The sequence below is a fragment of the Candidatus Zixiibacteriota bacterium genome (assembly GCA_034439475.1).
Taxonomy (GTDB): Bacteria; Zixibacteria; MSB-5A5; order GN15; family FEB-12; genus JAWXAN01.
In genome coordinates this window covers 48,697-62,174 of sequence record JAWXAN010000060.1, presented here as the reverse complement: position 1 = coordinate 62,174, position 13,478 = coordinate 48,697, and the positions used below count along the sequence as shown (strand labels likewise).

9 protein-coding genes are annotated in these 13,478 nt (G+C 48.2%); 8 read left to right on the top strand and 1 reads right to left on the bottom strand.

Annotated elements, in window-relative coordinates:
• The first annotated feature begins 151 nt into the window (after positions 1–151).
• The 5 genes from SGI97_08840 (at position 152) to SGI97_08820 (ending at position 8,002) form a co-directional block, all read left to right on the top strand.
• A complete protein-coding gene (locus tag SGI97_08840) occupies positions 152–2,941 on the top strand; it encodes a hypothetical protein (protein MDZ4723992.1) in 2,790 nt (929 codons plus the stop codon).
• Positions 2,941–4,101 carry a PQQ-binding-like beta-propeller repeat protein gene (locus SGI97_08835; GenBank protein MDZ4723991.1) on the top strand — a complete coding sequence of 387 codons (1,161 nt, stop codon included), beginning with the start codon at positions 2,941–2,943 and terminating at the stop codon, positions 4,099–4,101. Before SGI97_08840 ends, SGI97_08835 begins: the two co-directional genes overlap by 1 nt.
• Complete coding sequence (locus tag SGI97_08830; protein MDZ4723990.1) at positions 4,073–6,280, top strand: HEAT repeat domain-containing protein; 2,208 nt, start codon at positions 4,073–4,075, stop codon at positions 6,278–6,280. Before SGI97_08835 ends, SGI97_08830 begins: the two co-directional genes overlap by 29 nt.
• 247 nt (positions 6,281–6,527) lie before the next feature.
• Positions 6,528–6,980, top strand: a complete 453-nt coding sequence (locus SGI97_08825) for an Hsp20/alpha crystallin family protein (GenBank protein ID MDZ4723989.1) — start codon at positions 6,528–6,530, stop codon at positions 6,978–6,980.
• Between the two features lie 110 nt (positions 6,981–7,090).
• A complete protein-coding gene (locus SGI97_08820) occupies positions 7,091–8,002 on the top strand; it encodes a DnaJ C-terminal domain-containing protein (GenBank protein ID MDZ4723988.1) in 912 nt (303 codons plus the stop codon).
• A gap of 515 nt (positions 8,003–8,517) precedes the next feature.
• Here SGI97_08820 and SGI97_08815 read toward each other — a convergent pair.
• Positions 8,518–9,102: a hypothetical protein gene (locus SGI97_08815; protein MDZ4723987.1), complete on the bottom strand. Its 585-nt coding sequence runs from the start codon at positions 9,100–9,102 to the stop codon at positions 8,518–8,520.
• 152 nt (positions 9,103–9,254) lie between these two features.
• Between SGI97_08815 and SGI97_08810 the strand changes: the two genes are divergently transcribed.
• The 3 genes from SGI97_08810 to SGI97_08800 are packed head-to-tail and all read left to right on the top strand — an operon-like array spanning position 9,255 to position 13,467.
• Positions 9,255–11,048 carry an acyclic terpene utilization AtuA family protein gene (locus SGI97_08810; GenBank protein ID MDZ4723986.1) on the top strand — a complete coding sequence of 598 codons (1,794 nt, stop codon included), beginning with the start codon at positions 9,255–9,257 and terminating at the stop codon, positions 11,046–11,048.
• A 13-nt stretch (positions 11,049–11,061) separates the two neighbouring features.
• Entirely contained in the window at positions 11,062–12,669 is a 1,608-nt protein-coding gene (locus tag SGI97_08805) for a carboxyl transferase domain-containing protein (GenBank protein MDZ4723985.1), read from the top strand.
• Between the two features lie 9 nt (positions 12,670–12,678).
• Complete coding sequence (locus tag SGI97_08800; protein ID MDZ4723984.1) at positions 12,679–13,467, top strand: enoyl-CoA hydratase-related protein; 789 nt, start codon at positions 12,679–12,681, stop codon at positions 13,465–13,467.
• Positions 13,468–13,478: the final 11 nt, after the last annotated feature.

The following is a 13,478-nucleotide window of genomic DNA, read 5'->3' as shown; positions in this document are numbered from 1 at the left end:
AGTTGCCGATACTACAAGACAGTATTGAACCCTTTTCAATATTGAATCGTCCTTTTTTGTAAGAAGATGGAACAGGGTTATTTTTTTGGTGTTAGACCAAAAGAACAGTTATCAGATCATGCAAAAGGATTACAACACATCTGGTCGCTTTATGAAATCATATTATACATCGGCCCTTATCTTACTGACCGTATTGGCGTTCGTTTTATCACCGACGTCCGTACATGCACAATACCACTTTGGTAAAAACAAAGTTCAGTATACTGAATTTGACTGGCAGGTTATGAGCACCGAGCATTTCAGAATCTACTTCTATAAGGAAGAAGCTGAGATTGCCGGAGTTGCCGCGCGTGCCGCCGAGGATGCCTATCGCCCGCTTGCCGCAAAATTCAATCATGAAATCATAAAGCCAATTCCTCTGATTATCTATTCATCGCCTGGCTACTTTAGCGAGACCAATGTGATCAGTGGGATGTTGTCCGAATCCGTCGGTGGCTTTACCGAATTTCTCAAAGGACGCGTAGTGCTTCCTTTTAACGGCTCGTATCATGATTTCCTTCATGTCATAAACCACGAACTTGTCCACGTCTTTCAAATTTCGAAACTTGAACATACTGTCAATCGTCAGGCCTCTGTCCAGCATAGTTCTCCGCCGCTCTGGTTCACCGAAGGGCAGGCCGAATTTTGGTCTAAGGAATGGGACACCGAAGCTGACATGGTTGTTAAAGATATGGTTCTTTCGAACCGACTGCCGACTATTGAAAATCTCTATGTAGTCCAAGGTACATTCTATATGTACAAACTCGGCGAGTCGCTTTGTACTTTCATTGATTCGACTTACGGTTCCGACAAACTTGCCTTGTTGAATGAAAATTGGACTAAGGGACGCACTTTTGATGAAATAGTCAAAGTGACACTCGGCGATAACCTCGAACAGCTTTCCAAGAAATGGCACTATTCATTAAAGAAAAAATACTATCCAGAAATGGATTCGATGGCTCTTCCCAAAATGGAGTCAGAACAAATATCAGGCCGCGGATTCGCTGTCAAGGGTGTCCCGATCACATGGGATGACGGCGAAGGGAACACCGAATGGATTGTCTTTATGGCCAATCGTATGGGTTACTCTGGCCTGTATATGAAACCGCGCGGGGAAGGCGGAGACGTCAAAACGCTGGTCAAGGGAGAGCGAAGCCCCGCGTATGAATCGCTTTATCTGCTTCGTTCGGGCATCGATGCCAATAATGAAGGGAAGGTAGTCTTTTCTTCAAAAAATAAAGGCAGCGATGTCCTCAATATCTACGACTTGAACAAAGAAGAAGTTACCCGTCGATATGAGATGGATGGTATTGTCGCCTGCCGTTCACCTCGCTTCTCACCCGATGGCGAAACGATTGTTTTCACTGGATTCCAGAAGAGCGGCTACTCGGACATATATGTGCTCGATATTAGCACTGGACTGTGTAAGCCTTTAACGAACGATAATTATTATGATATCGACCCGGCTTTTTCCAAAGATGGCGCGACGATTTATTTTGCCTCCAACCGCTCAGTTGACGGTCCGACGGGAGCCACTAATATATTTAAGCTCGACACACTCGCTGGCAGCGAGCCAGCTCAGCTCACTTTCGGTAATTTTGAAGACCGTACGCCTGAGCCGACTTCACGGGGAGTATTCTTCAGCTCAAACCGTGAGGGATCTTTTAACCTCTTCCTGCTTGGAGCAAACAGCGAGATGACCCGTCAGTCGGTGTATGCAACTGGTGCGTTCGACCCGCGTCTGACAGAAGACGGGAAGACCCTCGTTTATACCGGCTATCAGGAGATGACATACCAAGTTTACCAGATGGAGCTTCTTGAAGAACCAAAAGCTGTGGAGCATAACATTGTTGCTTCGACGCATACCTGGGAGCCGCTGAGGATTGACTCAAGCTATAGCCGCGCCTCGATTAAATACGACGCCGACTATTCCTTTGATATTGCCCAGTCTTCTGTGGGATACGACCCCGTCTACGGTTCTACCGGCGGTCTGCAAATGGCTGTCTCGGACATTCTGGGCAACAAGGCATATTACTTTCTCCTCAATAATACAGCCGACACAAAAGACAACTTTTTGACATCGTTCAATTTGGGCATTACCCATGTGAACAAAGAGAAGCGGCTTAATTGGGGTGTCGGGCTGTACCATCTTTACGATGAATTTTATAATGATTTGGATTTCTACTATACTGAGCGTCAGGCCGGCGGGCTTGCGCTGCTCTCTTACCCGCTCTCAAAATTTAACCGCTTTGATTTTGTTACATTCGCCAGATATTCACTCAAAGACCGCCGCTATGGTCTTCGGGACAGCGAAGGCTTTCTCGTCACGAATTCCTTGAGCTTGGTCTATGACAATTCACTCTGGGACATTTCCGGACCTATTGAAGGCCGGCGATACAATGTGACTTTAAGCCTTACGTCTTCGTTGAACGAGGGTCGTAATTATAACCGAAGCGGTTCGGCGGATTTCAGACATTACGTTCGACTGGGACGATATTCAGCTTTCGCCAATCGTATCTATGCCTATAGCTCGACTGGCCCTGAGCCTCAACGCGTCTATTTGGGCGGTTCGTGGTCATTCCGTGGTTTTGACCGGCGTCATTTCTATAACCGAAATGTTATGTTCACTTCAAATGAACTCCGCTTTCCTCTTATCGATGATCTTTTCATCGGTCTGCCTATCGGCGGTCTCGGATTCCAGGCAATTCGCGGCGCTATCTTTGCCGATGTCGGTTCGGCTTGGGACGACGATTTCGATAGGCTCTATGGCTCATTCGGTGTTGGAATCCGAGTCAGCTTGGGTTACCTGGCTATGCTGAGGTTTGACTTTTCGCGCACAACAGACTTTAAGTCAATCAGCCCTAAAACAGATTTTGACTTCTTTTTCGGATGGAACTTCTAATGAAGAAAAGAACTGCCGCGCTGGCTGCACTTATCCTCATGTCGGCGGGTATCGGATGTTCCAAGTCATATAAGCTGGGACAAGACCAGTCGGTGTCGGAATCACCATGGGCATACTCCCGCGGAAATGCGTCTGCACAGGGAAGAATCGATAACCCATCCTTTACCGGAAACTTGTCCCTGCTCTGGGAGCAAAAAGAGGGGGACAAGCCGATTGGGCCCCTCACCATTTTCAGCGACCAGTTGGTATATCCGAGTAGCAAGAAGAGGCTTCGATTCTTCAATCTATCCGACGGAGCACCCTCCGGTCGGGTCAAACAAAAGGGACTGGCTCATGGCGGTTTTATCAGCCATGACACCCTCTCATTTTTTGCCCTGGGACATAAGAGAAACATGCTGGTAGCCTATAATATGCGCGAGGGAGAGGCCAAATGGCAAAAGTCCGTTAAGGATGCCGCGCCCGGGACGATAATAGTGGAGAACAAGCTGATTGTCAGTTCTGTCGATGGATTGGTAACTGCGCTCGATCCGGCGACAGGTAAACAGATTTGGAAGTTCAAAGCCAAGGAGCGCTTTATTGCCGGGCCGAGCTTCGAAAAGGGCCGCATCTATCAACCGGGAGACAAAGGGACTCTGTATGTCCTTTCGTTGGCTGACGGCACAGAATTATTCAAAATTACCGCTGACGGCCCTTTGACAACGGCTGTCGCTGTCGATGGTATGGTATATGCAGGAGATATTGAAGGACAAGTCTATGCCATTGACCCGGAATCCAGAAGCATCGTCTGGAGAGCCAAAGTTCTCGGTCCTATTTGGGGCGCTCCGGCTTTGTCAAAGGACAATGTCTTCATCGGGCATAGCGGCGGACAACTTGTTTGTTTTGACAAGGCAACTGGCGAGGAAAAATGGCGGTTTGATGCCGGCGAAGTTATCAAAGCCGCGCCGCTTGCAATCGGGAATTTTGTGGCAGTGGGTACGCTGGGGGGACATCTGTTTGTTGTTAATGCCGAAACGGGCATTCCGATCTATACACACAGATTGACCGGAGCAATAGGGCAGGCGCCAATTAGCGATGGCTCGCGAATTTATGTCGCGACAGAATCCGGACGCATCGCCTGTTTTTGGGAAAAGAATGAACAACACACTCAAACCGGTCACTGAAAGCTCACTCAAAACCGATCTCAACGAACTTGCCCATTCGCTTGTCCGCGAACTGTCGATGGCATGCAAGAAGATGTCCATCTACGGCGCGCAGCATCAACTCGCGCTCAAAGCAGCCGAGCGCCCCTTTCTCGACTTAGCAAAATTTTTCTCATACAGACCGCATGTCACAATCAATGTCAATCGCGGCCAGCTCTCAGTAATGAATATCAGTATGAAAGAATCAATTTTCACAAATCAGATTCTCCAGTATTTACAAATTCTCGATGTGACCAGTTTGATATTCGAACGCACACTGGCGACACATGAACTAATTTTATTCATCGACAGCCTTGTTAAACGGGATACCCTTTATGATCCCAATTACAGTCTCGGCGCGCATCTCATGTCCCGCAAAGTACAGACAATCCAAGTCAACAGCGCTCTTGCCTTTGATTTGTATGACAAACGAAAACAGTACCGCGGCGAAGTCGACGGAGATTTCTCGGTCAAGCGTCTCGCTCTGGACCAGTTCGGCGTTGATCCAATTTCGTTAGCTAAATTACGACTTGCAGATCCGGCTGACTTGTATGATTTGGGTGTGGATTATAACCGTGAAATTGTCAGCTATCTGCTGCCAGAGAAAGTCGGCCAACTTCAAGCCGAGCAGCTGCGCCAGGCTCTTGTTAGTTTAAACGATGAGGCTGGCAATGTGACTACCTCGCTTAAGGCCTCGCGCAAGGACCTCTTTGAATCGCTTCGCGCTTTGATAGCCTATCATCCTCAGCGAATGGCTATTCTGCCGGAAACCGAACACGATGGCGCCGGTAATATCCCTAAAAAGCAAACGGATCCGTGCCTCGATACCGGGCATATTAAAATAGAATTGTCAGCTCGGGTTGACAAACTGATCGAAGACTACTTTTCCTCGAAGGCTACCTCGTCATCAGTTGAACAATTCTCGGAGGCCTTTTACCGTCTTTTGAAAATCGGTCAACGCGATAAAGCCGAACAAATAATCGACCGGCTTGCCGGAATGCTCACAGTAAATGACTCAGGCTATCGCCAAAAAGGCCTCGCACTTCTTACAGCCGCTATTCAGACCCTGTCCGCCGAGTTCGATCAGGCAATTCTTGAATCGCTCATAAATCGGATTTGCTTAACACTGAAAGATAAAAAAGAGACGTTCGAGTTTTCCTCGCTTTTAACAACACTCTTTGAAAGATGCCGCCATCTGGTTCAGTTTGATCTGTTGGCGCGGCTCGTTTCTTCAATGGCTGATCGAAGACAAGTCTCTGATGGCGTTACTGTGTACGATTCGATGACCATCAAGGCGGCCTATGAACATATTAATACAATTGAGACTATCGAGTTTTTGGTTGCTGAGTTGGTCAAAGCCGATCATGCCCTTTCCCATAAACTGCGAACAATACTTGTGGGCATTGGCTCCGAACAAATCGCCTTCCGCCTCGCCCAGATTATTTCCCATCCAATCCGCCAGGTACGACAGAACGCCTTGAAGATTCTTGCGGAACTCGGTAAAGCTTCGCTCTCGGTCTTTTCAGCAATTCTCAATGACGACCATTGGTTTGAACGGGACTGCCTGCGCTTTGAACTTCCCGATGGAAAATGGTATGTTGTCCGCAACTCAATATTCGTCCTTGGCTCACTTCGAGACCATGCCGGAGTAACCCCGCTTCGCTTACGGATAAGCGATACTGATGTCCGCGTTCGACGCGAAATCGTAAGCGCGCTTGAAAAAATCGGCGGCGAAGACGCAATAGACTTGTTGGTCCTGATGGCCGATGACACAACCCCGGAAATTCGTGACGCAGCTATTATCGCTGTCGGTCTGGTCGGGAATTCGGATTCTGCTCCACTTCTCATTGACCTATTTAGCAGAAATTCCGCTGGCGCACTGAAAGGCGTGACAGTACTTGGAAAATTAGGCGGCCAAGAAGCCCGAGCCTATCTTGGAAAACTTCTCACGGATCAAGCTGAATTCAGCCGGCTCGCGGCCGGAAATGTATCTAAAGATGACCTTCGAGCGGCCATAATAAAGGCTTTGGGAGCTATTGGGGATAATTACGCTTTGGAGGCTATAAAGCAGTATCAAAACTCTCTTACGACCGCCCAGAAGCTTCTATTCCGCAATTCAGCCGTAAGTCAAGCTATCATCGACGTTCTTACCAAACGATAACTTCAGACTTTCTTCATTAATTCTCATCAACCAGCCAAAATGACAGCTGTATGTATTTATGGCAGCAGACATGTGCCATAATGTCATTGCCGGACTGTCATAATGGCTTTCGTGGTCGTTTATAATTTTCAATCAATCTTCTAAAGTATTGTCAAATAATGAGATAAATCGATTGGCACGCTGATTGATATTACCCTTCTCATAGTGAATTGGCACTAATGAAAAATAAAATAAAGGAGAAGAAGAAATGTCTAACCAAACATGCGCCCCGTATCGAAATGGAATCACTCGCAGTGGATTCTCGAGTGAACTGGATCGTGTTTTCGACGAAGTCCTCGGTATCCCTGTCTTTCGAGCAGAGAGTGCCGCCACGTATTCGCCCCGAGTCAATATTACAGAAACTAAGGACAAAATTGTCCTCACTCTCGAAGTTTCGGGTATCAGTAAAGACGATGTCACAGTTAAGGTAAAAGACGATCTTTTGACAATTTCCGGCAAAAGAGAACGGAAAATCGCTGGAGAAGACGAAAAACAGATTCGCACAGAACTTCGTTACGGGCAATTTGCCCGGAGCTTTACCATTCCGGAATCAGTTAATCGAGATACAATCTCAGCCGATTATAGCAATGGCCTGCTCGAGATTTCGCTTGAAAAACGTGAAGAAGTGAAACCGCGGAAGATACAGGTTAAGGTATCGTAAACCGACGCGCAAGTCGTGGCGCGTTGTGTGAAAGGCCGGTCAACACGACCGGCCTTTTTTTGTGACGAGCTTTGTAGTATATAAGAAGCTACATAAGGAGTTGATGAAAAGTGACGACTGATTTTTACAAAGTTCTCGGAGTGAGCGAAAATGCTACGGCTGACGAAATCAAAAAGCAGTTTCGTAAACTTGCCAAGAAACATCACCCCGACCGCAACAAAGGGGCTAAGCAGTCGGAAGCCAAATTTAAAGAACTCTCCGAAGCGTACGAGACGCTATCCGACGATACAAAGCGCAAAGAGTACGATATGATGCGCCGCTACGGCGCCCACGAGGATTCCGGCGGACGTCAGCCAGGACAGGGTTTTGATTACTCGCGGACCAACACCACCCGGGGGGGGAGGTCAACTGCTAATGTCGACGGGTTTGAGGGTTTTGACAATGTCGACGATATCCTCTCGTCACTCTTTGGCGGACGCAGCCGCACCGGATTTGAGGAATCAGCGCGACGCAGACAATCACGCGCGAAAGGCGCCGACTCGAGCGCAACGATATCTGTAACTTTTACCGAAGCCGCGCTTGGGGCAAAGAAATACATTCAGATAATGGGCGGCAGGAAACTTGCGGTAAACATTCCAACCGGAATCGAAGACGGCTCCAAGATTCGCTTGGCCGGACAAGGCGCGCCTGATATATTTGGTGGTGAACACGGAGATTTAATTATCACGGTACAGATTATGCCCGACCCATTATTTGATCGAAAAGGAAACGATATTTACACGCACACCGAAATCAGCCTCAAAGAAGCGCTGCTCGGGACGAAGAAAAATATCAAGACCTTGACCAATACTGTCACACTAAATATCCCGTCCGGCACCCAGCCGGGAGCGCAACTTCGCCTCAAGGGGCAGGGATTGACAGTTGGAGGCGCGCAGGGGGATTTGTATGTCGAGATAAGGGTTAGCTTACCGCGAACTTTGTCAGAGAAGCAGAAAAAGATGCTGGAGGAATGGGAAGAGTAGGGGATTGACGCGTCGTCCCGCTTAAGAAAGTGGGACTCCCCCCAATGACGTATCTGAGCAGTTTACTGGTGCACGGGGACGTACACCAGCCACAATAATGTCTGCTTTGATTCTTGTACCCACTCCGCCGCGGCGGACGGTGTGATCTCACTGTTGGTGCAGGCCAGAGACGGCCTGCACGAAATGATGAAGATGGATTCTCCGTAGCGGCGGACTGGAATAATAGCATTGTGAGAGCTGAGATTGCCGCGTCGTGCCGAAGACGGCATTCCTCGCAACGACATGTTGTGATACTTGTTTTGATTTGGGGTACCCCACTCCCGACGTTCGTCGGGACGGTGTGATCTTATTGATAAAAGACGTCAGCCCGCCGCGGCGGGCTGACCTACGAATATCGGAAAATATGAGATTGCTGTGTTTCGCCAAGAAGCGAAACTCGCAATTACGAATTGGTGCGTCGGCTTTGATTCGGGTACCGCTATAAGGAGATGTACAAGTGTTGCAAAAATTGCTTGCTACTTCTTGCTCAGTTCCTTGCGTGCCAAAGTTCGGAAATTCTTAACTGCCCCAAGAAATACTTTTAAAGCATCAGAACGGGAAATTTTTGGCGTCACCAAAAGATCAAATATAATCATTTCCGTCTTGCCGTCAAAATAAGCGATCAAAACCTGCGCCCTATCCACACTTGTATCACCGATTGAAAATGTGACAAGCAATTGTCCATTCCCGCCGGGTGTTTTGTCGACGGACTGTATTTTTGTCTCGGCTCCAAAAAAAGTTCGGAGATTTATCGTGTCAACCGTCAATGCCCGCTCAAAAGACATTCCCCGTATTCTGTAGAAATGCACACCGATCATCATGCTTGCGCTGTCGTAGCTTTCTCCATTTAGAACGAATGCAAATGAATACCCTTCAGCTCGTGACTCAATGGTATTCATGACAAAGCCGTGAGGGGGTTCAATGATGTAATTGTGTGTTTCCCCTTCGTAGAAGGCGGTATTGCTGTCAAGGTCAAAGTCGGTCTGATTGTTCTTGGACGATGCCTGCACAGCGATAGCAGTTACAATGAGAATGAAGAGCGCGAGTTGGATTATTTTCATAATAGAATGAGTATCGGCACTTGTGGGGATATGCTTGAAATAAATCTCGGAGCAATCTTCTCTTTACTCATTTACTTCTTTGGCGTATATTCTGCCGCCTTGAGTCCGCATATTGTCGGCTTAGCATGGAAATTATATAAGTTGGGATGTCAGTGAAAGATAGCATTCGAATAGGCAACGCGGGCGGATATTGGGGGGATGACCTATCTGCGCTGAAACGCCAGTTGACAGGCGGCCAGCTTGACTACATTACCCTCGATTTTCTTGCCGAAATCACAATGTCCATTCTGCAAAAGCAGAGACAGCGCAACCCCGAGCTGGGTTATGCGACGGATTTTCTCACCCAAATCAAGGAATGCCTGCCGCTAATAGTCGAAAAGAAAGTTACGGTTATTACAAATGCCGGGGGTATCAACCCGCTCGGTTTGGGGCAACAGATTGCAGCAGTAGTACAGACAATGAAGCTTCCTATAAAAGTAGGCGTTATTCGCGGGGATGATGTTATGCCCCAGCTTGATGTGCTGATGTCATCAGGCGAAAAATTCACGAATATGGAAACCGGCGAACCGTTCGATCAAGTTCGTCCAAAAGTGACATCGGCTAATATCTATTTCGGCGCCGAACCGGTTGTCAAAGCCCTCGAAGCGGGCTGTCAAATAATTGTCACCGGACGGGTGACCGATACCGGAATCACGCTTGCGCCAATGATGTATGAGTTCGGATGGGCAATAGACGACTGGGACAAAATCGCCTCGGGAATTGTCGCGGGACATATTATAGAATGCGGATGCCAGGCGACAGGCGGAAATATTACCGACTGGAAAGATGTCAAAAATTTCCATTCGATAGGCTATCCCATTATCGAGATGAAATCGAGCGGCGACTTTTTTGTGACGAAACATCCCAACACGGGCGGACTTGTTTCGGAGAATACTGTGAAAGAACAGCTTGTCTATGAAATGGGTGATCCGGCCAACTATATTGCCCCGGATGGTATCGCCCGTTTTGACAGCATCCATCTCAAGCAAGCCGGCAAAGATCGTGTGCGGGTGTTTGGCATCACCGGCAAACCCGCTCCAACGCATTTGAAAATATCTATTTCATTTGATGACGGCTGGAAAGCATCGGGGGAACTGCTGCTTTCGGGCCCCAATATTAAAGCAAAAGCCAAGACTATGTCTGAGATATTTTGGAAGCGTTTGGGGCATACGTATGAGGCTACCCGAACCGAGTTGATTGGCTCCGGCTCGATTTGGCCGAAAGAACTGTCTGATTATGAACCAAATGAATCATTGCTGAGATTTGGGGTACGTGACAATGATCAAAAAAAGGTGGAAGAGTTCGGGCGTTTGCTGCCATCGCTCATCTTATCCGGCCCTTCCGGGGTGGCAGTTACCGGCGCGGGACGCCCCAAACCGACACCCGTTGTCGCATATTGGCCAGCGCTTATGCATCGCAACTCAGCCAAGGCGGAAATAATTATTATCGATGAGCAGAAAAACGAGAGAAATACTACACTTAACCTGGCGCGTAACGACACAGTGATGCCCGTATCAGAGAAGAAATCCGGAAATTTCGCTCGTCGTTTAGGTATCATGCCAAAAGGAAAGTTGAAAACTATTACCCTGCAGGAGCTTGCCTATGCCCGTTCTGGGGATAAAGGAGACACCTGCAATATCGGTGTCCTCGCCCGTTCGCCAGAAATATATGACTGGCTTTACAAAAACCTCACAGTTTCTACAGTAAAACGGTTTTTCAAAGGTATTGTAAAGGGTGAAGTCAAACGATATGAACTGGACAATCTTCTTGCGCTAAACTTTCTTCTTGAAGAAACTCTCGGAGGCGGCGGCACGCGATCGCTTATGATAGATCCGCAGGGAAAAACACTTTCACAGGCATTGCTTCAAATGCCAATGCAGGCTCCGAGCTCATTGCTTAAAAAATAGATAACAACCTATTATGTTTAGAATCGAATCAAAAATAGATACCAAATCCGCGCAGTATTTGGAAAATGTTCAGAAGAACAAAGCCCTTCACGGCCAGTTCAAAGAACGGCTTGAACAGGTAAAGCTCGGCGGGCCAGAGAAGTCTCGCCTCCGTCATACAGAGCGGGGAAAACTATTGCCGCGTGAACGTATTACCCGTCTGCTTGACAAGCACAGTCCTTTTCTTGAATTGGGCGCTCTCGCTGCCTATGATATGTATGACAACGACGCGCCGTCGGCCGGTATCATTACAGGAATCGGGGCGGTTCATGGCCGACAGGTAATGGTCATAGCGAACGATGCGACGGTCAAAGGGGGCACATATTATCCAATGACTGTCCTCAAACATGCCCGTGCCCAGGAAGTTGCGGAGAGCAATAATTTGCCGTGTGTGTATTTGGTAGATTCAGGCGGGATATTTTTGCCGCTTCAGGCTGGCTCGTTTCCTGACAAAGATCATTTCGGGAGGATATTTTATAACGAAGCAAGAATGTCGGCAAAAGGAATTGTGCAGATTTCTGTCGTAATGGGCTCATGCACAGCGGGCGGAGCATATCTGCCCGCAATGTCTGATGAGTCGGTGATTGTCAGGAAACAGGGGACAATCTTTATAGGCGGGCCGCCATTGGTCAAAGCTGCAACTGGCGAGGTTGTCACCGCCGAGGAACTTGGAGGCGCCGATGTTCATTGCAGAAAATCGGGCGTGACTGACCACTATGCTGAAAACGACGAACATGCTCTTAAGATCGCCAGAAATATAATTGAAAACCTCGCAGCCCCGTCGGGATTCACACTCGAACGGTCTGAGGTCGAAGAACCGTTTTACGATCCAGAAGAATTGTATGGTGTCGTCTCAGCGGACCTTCGCAAGCCGTATGATATTCGCGAACTTATCGCTCGTGTTGTGGACGGTTCGCGTTTTCACGAATTCAAAGAATTGTACGGGATTACACTCGTGACTGGTTTTGCGCGGATTATGGGTTATCCGGTTGGGATAATTGGAAATAACGGGGTGCTCTTTGCCGAATCGGCTCAGAAAGGGGCGCACTTTGTTGAACTGTGCGCTCAACGCAAAATACCGCTTATTTTTCTGCAAAACATTTCCGGTTTCATTGTCGGCAGGCAGTACGAGGCTGGTGGGATTGCCCGCGATGGAGCAAAAATGGTGCATGCCGTCGCCAATGCTGATGTTCCCAAGTTCACTCTTGTGGTTGGCGGTTCTTACGGCGCAGGAAATTATGCCATGTGCGGACGAGGATATTTCCCGAGGCTGATGTGGATGTGGCCGAATGCAAAAATATGTGTCATGGGGGGAGAGCAGGCCGCAGATGTTCTTGCGACAGTCAAAATCAATCAGCTTGAAGAGCAGGGCAAAAAACTGTCGAGCGAAGAAATCACGGCCATACGCCAGCCTATCATAGATAAATACGAAGCCGAATCCTCACCTTACTTTTCCGGCGCGCGATTATGGGACGATGGCATGATGGGGATGACCGACACCCGCCAGGCGCTCGCTTTGGCGATTTCGATGTCCCTGAACGCCCCGATTCCGGACACTAAATTCGGCGTCTTTCGGATGTAGACCCGCACTATGAAATCATTGTCCACAATCAATTACGAGAAAAACAATGCCGTTGGGCGAATTACTTTCAATGGCCCTGAGATCCATAATGCATTTAACGCGACAGTTATCTCGGAGCTATCTGCTTTACTGAGTGAAATTGAAATCGACCCATCGATTCGGGTGGTCGTTCTGACTGGCGCAGGAAAATCATTTTGCGCCGGAGCCGATCTCAACTGGATGCGCTCGGTGGTTTCGCAATCGTTTGAGGAGAATCTTGCTGAGTCGAACAAACTCGCCGATCTGTTTTATCAATTCTATACCTTTCGTTGTCCTATTATTGCGCGAGTGAATGGCGCGGCTATAGGGGGAGGAACGGGTTTTGTTGCGGTGTGTGATATCGCTATCGCCTCTGAGTCATCGGTATTCTCTTTTTCCGAAGTCAAAATTGGCGTTGTTCCAGCCTGCATAGGCCCCTACGTTATCAAAAAAATGGGGGAAGGGAAAGCGCGCGAACTCTTCATAACAGGCGAGCGGATGAATGCTGTGCGCGCCAGAGAGGTCGGCCTGGTCAATAGCGTAGTAGCCGATGGCGATCTTGATAATGAAGTCGACAAACTCATTGCCTCCATTCTCAGTTCCGGACCATCTGCGGTTTCGATGGCCAAGAAACTCATAAGTGAAGTTTCAGCTATGCCACCTGAAGAATTCAAACCGTATACTGCTGAGATAATTGCGCGATTGCGAATTTCCGCTGAGGGTCAGGAAGGTATGGACGCATTCTTGAATAAGCGCAAACCGAAATGGTCGGCTGAATAAAGACCAGTTAA

Excerpts from the sequence above, each read along its gene's own strand:
- SGI97_08835 (MDZ4723991.1), top strand. The coding sequence starts at position 2,941 with ATGAAGAAAAGAACTGCCGCGCTGGCTGCACTTATCCTCATGTCGGCG.
- SGI97_08800 (MDZ4723984.1), top strand. The coding sequence starts at position 12,679 with ATGAAATCATTGTCCACAATCAATTACGAGAAAAACAATGCCGTTGGG.
- SGI97_08840 (MDZ4723992.1), top strand. The coding sequence starts at position 152 with ATGAAATCATATTATACATCGGCCCTTATCTTACTGACCGTATTGGCG.
- SGI97_08825 (MDZ4723989.1), top strand. The coding sequence starts at position 6,528 with ATGTCTAACCAAACATGCGCCCCGTATCGAAATGGAATCACTCGCAGT.
- SGI97_08815 (MDZ4723987.1), bottom strand. The coding sequence starts at position 9,102 with ATGAAAATAATCCAACTCGCGCTCTTCATTCTCATTGTAACTGCTATC.
- SGI97_08830 (MDZ4723990.1), top strand. The coding sequence starts at position 4,073 with ATGAACAACACACTCAAACCGGTCACTGAAAGCTCACTCAAAACCGAT.
- SGI97_08805 (MDZ4723985.1), top strand. The coding sequence starts at position 11,062 with ATGTTTAGAATCGAATCAAAAATAGATACCAAATCCGCGCAGTATTTG.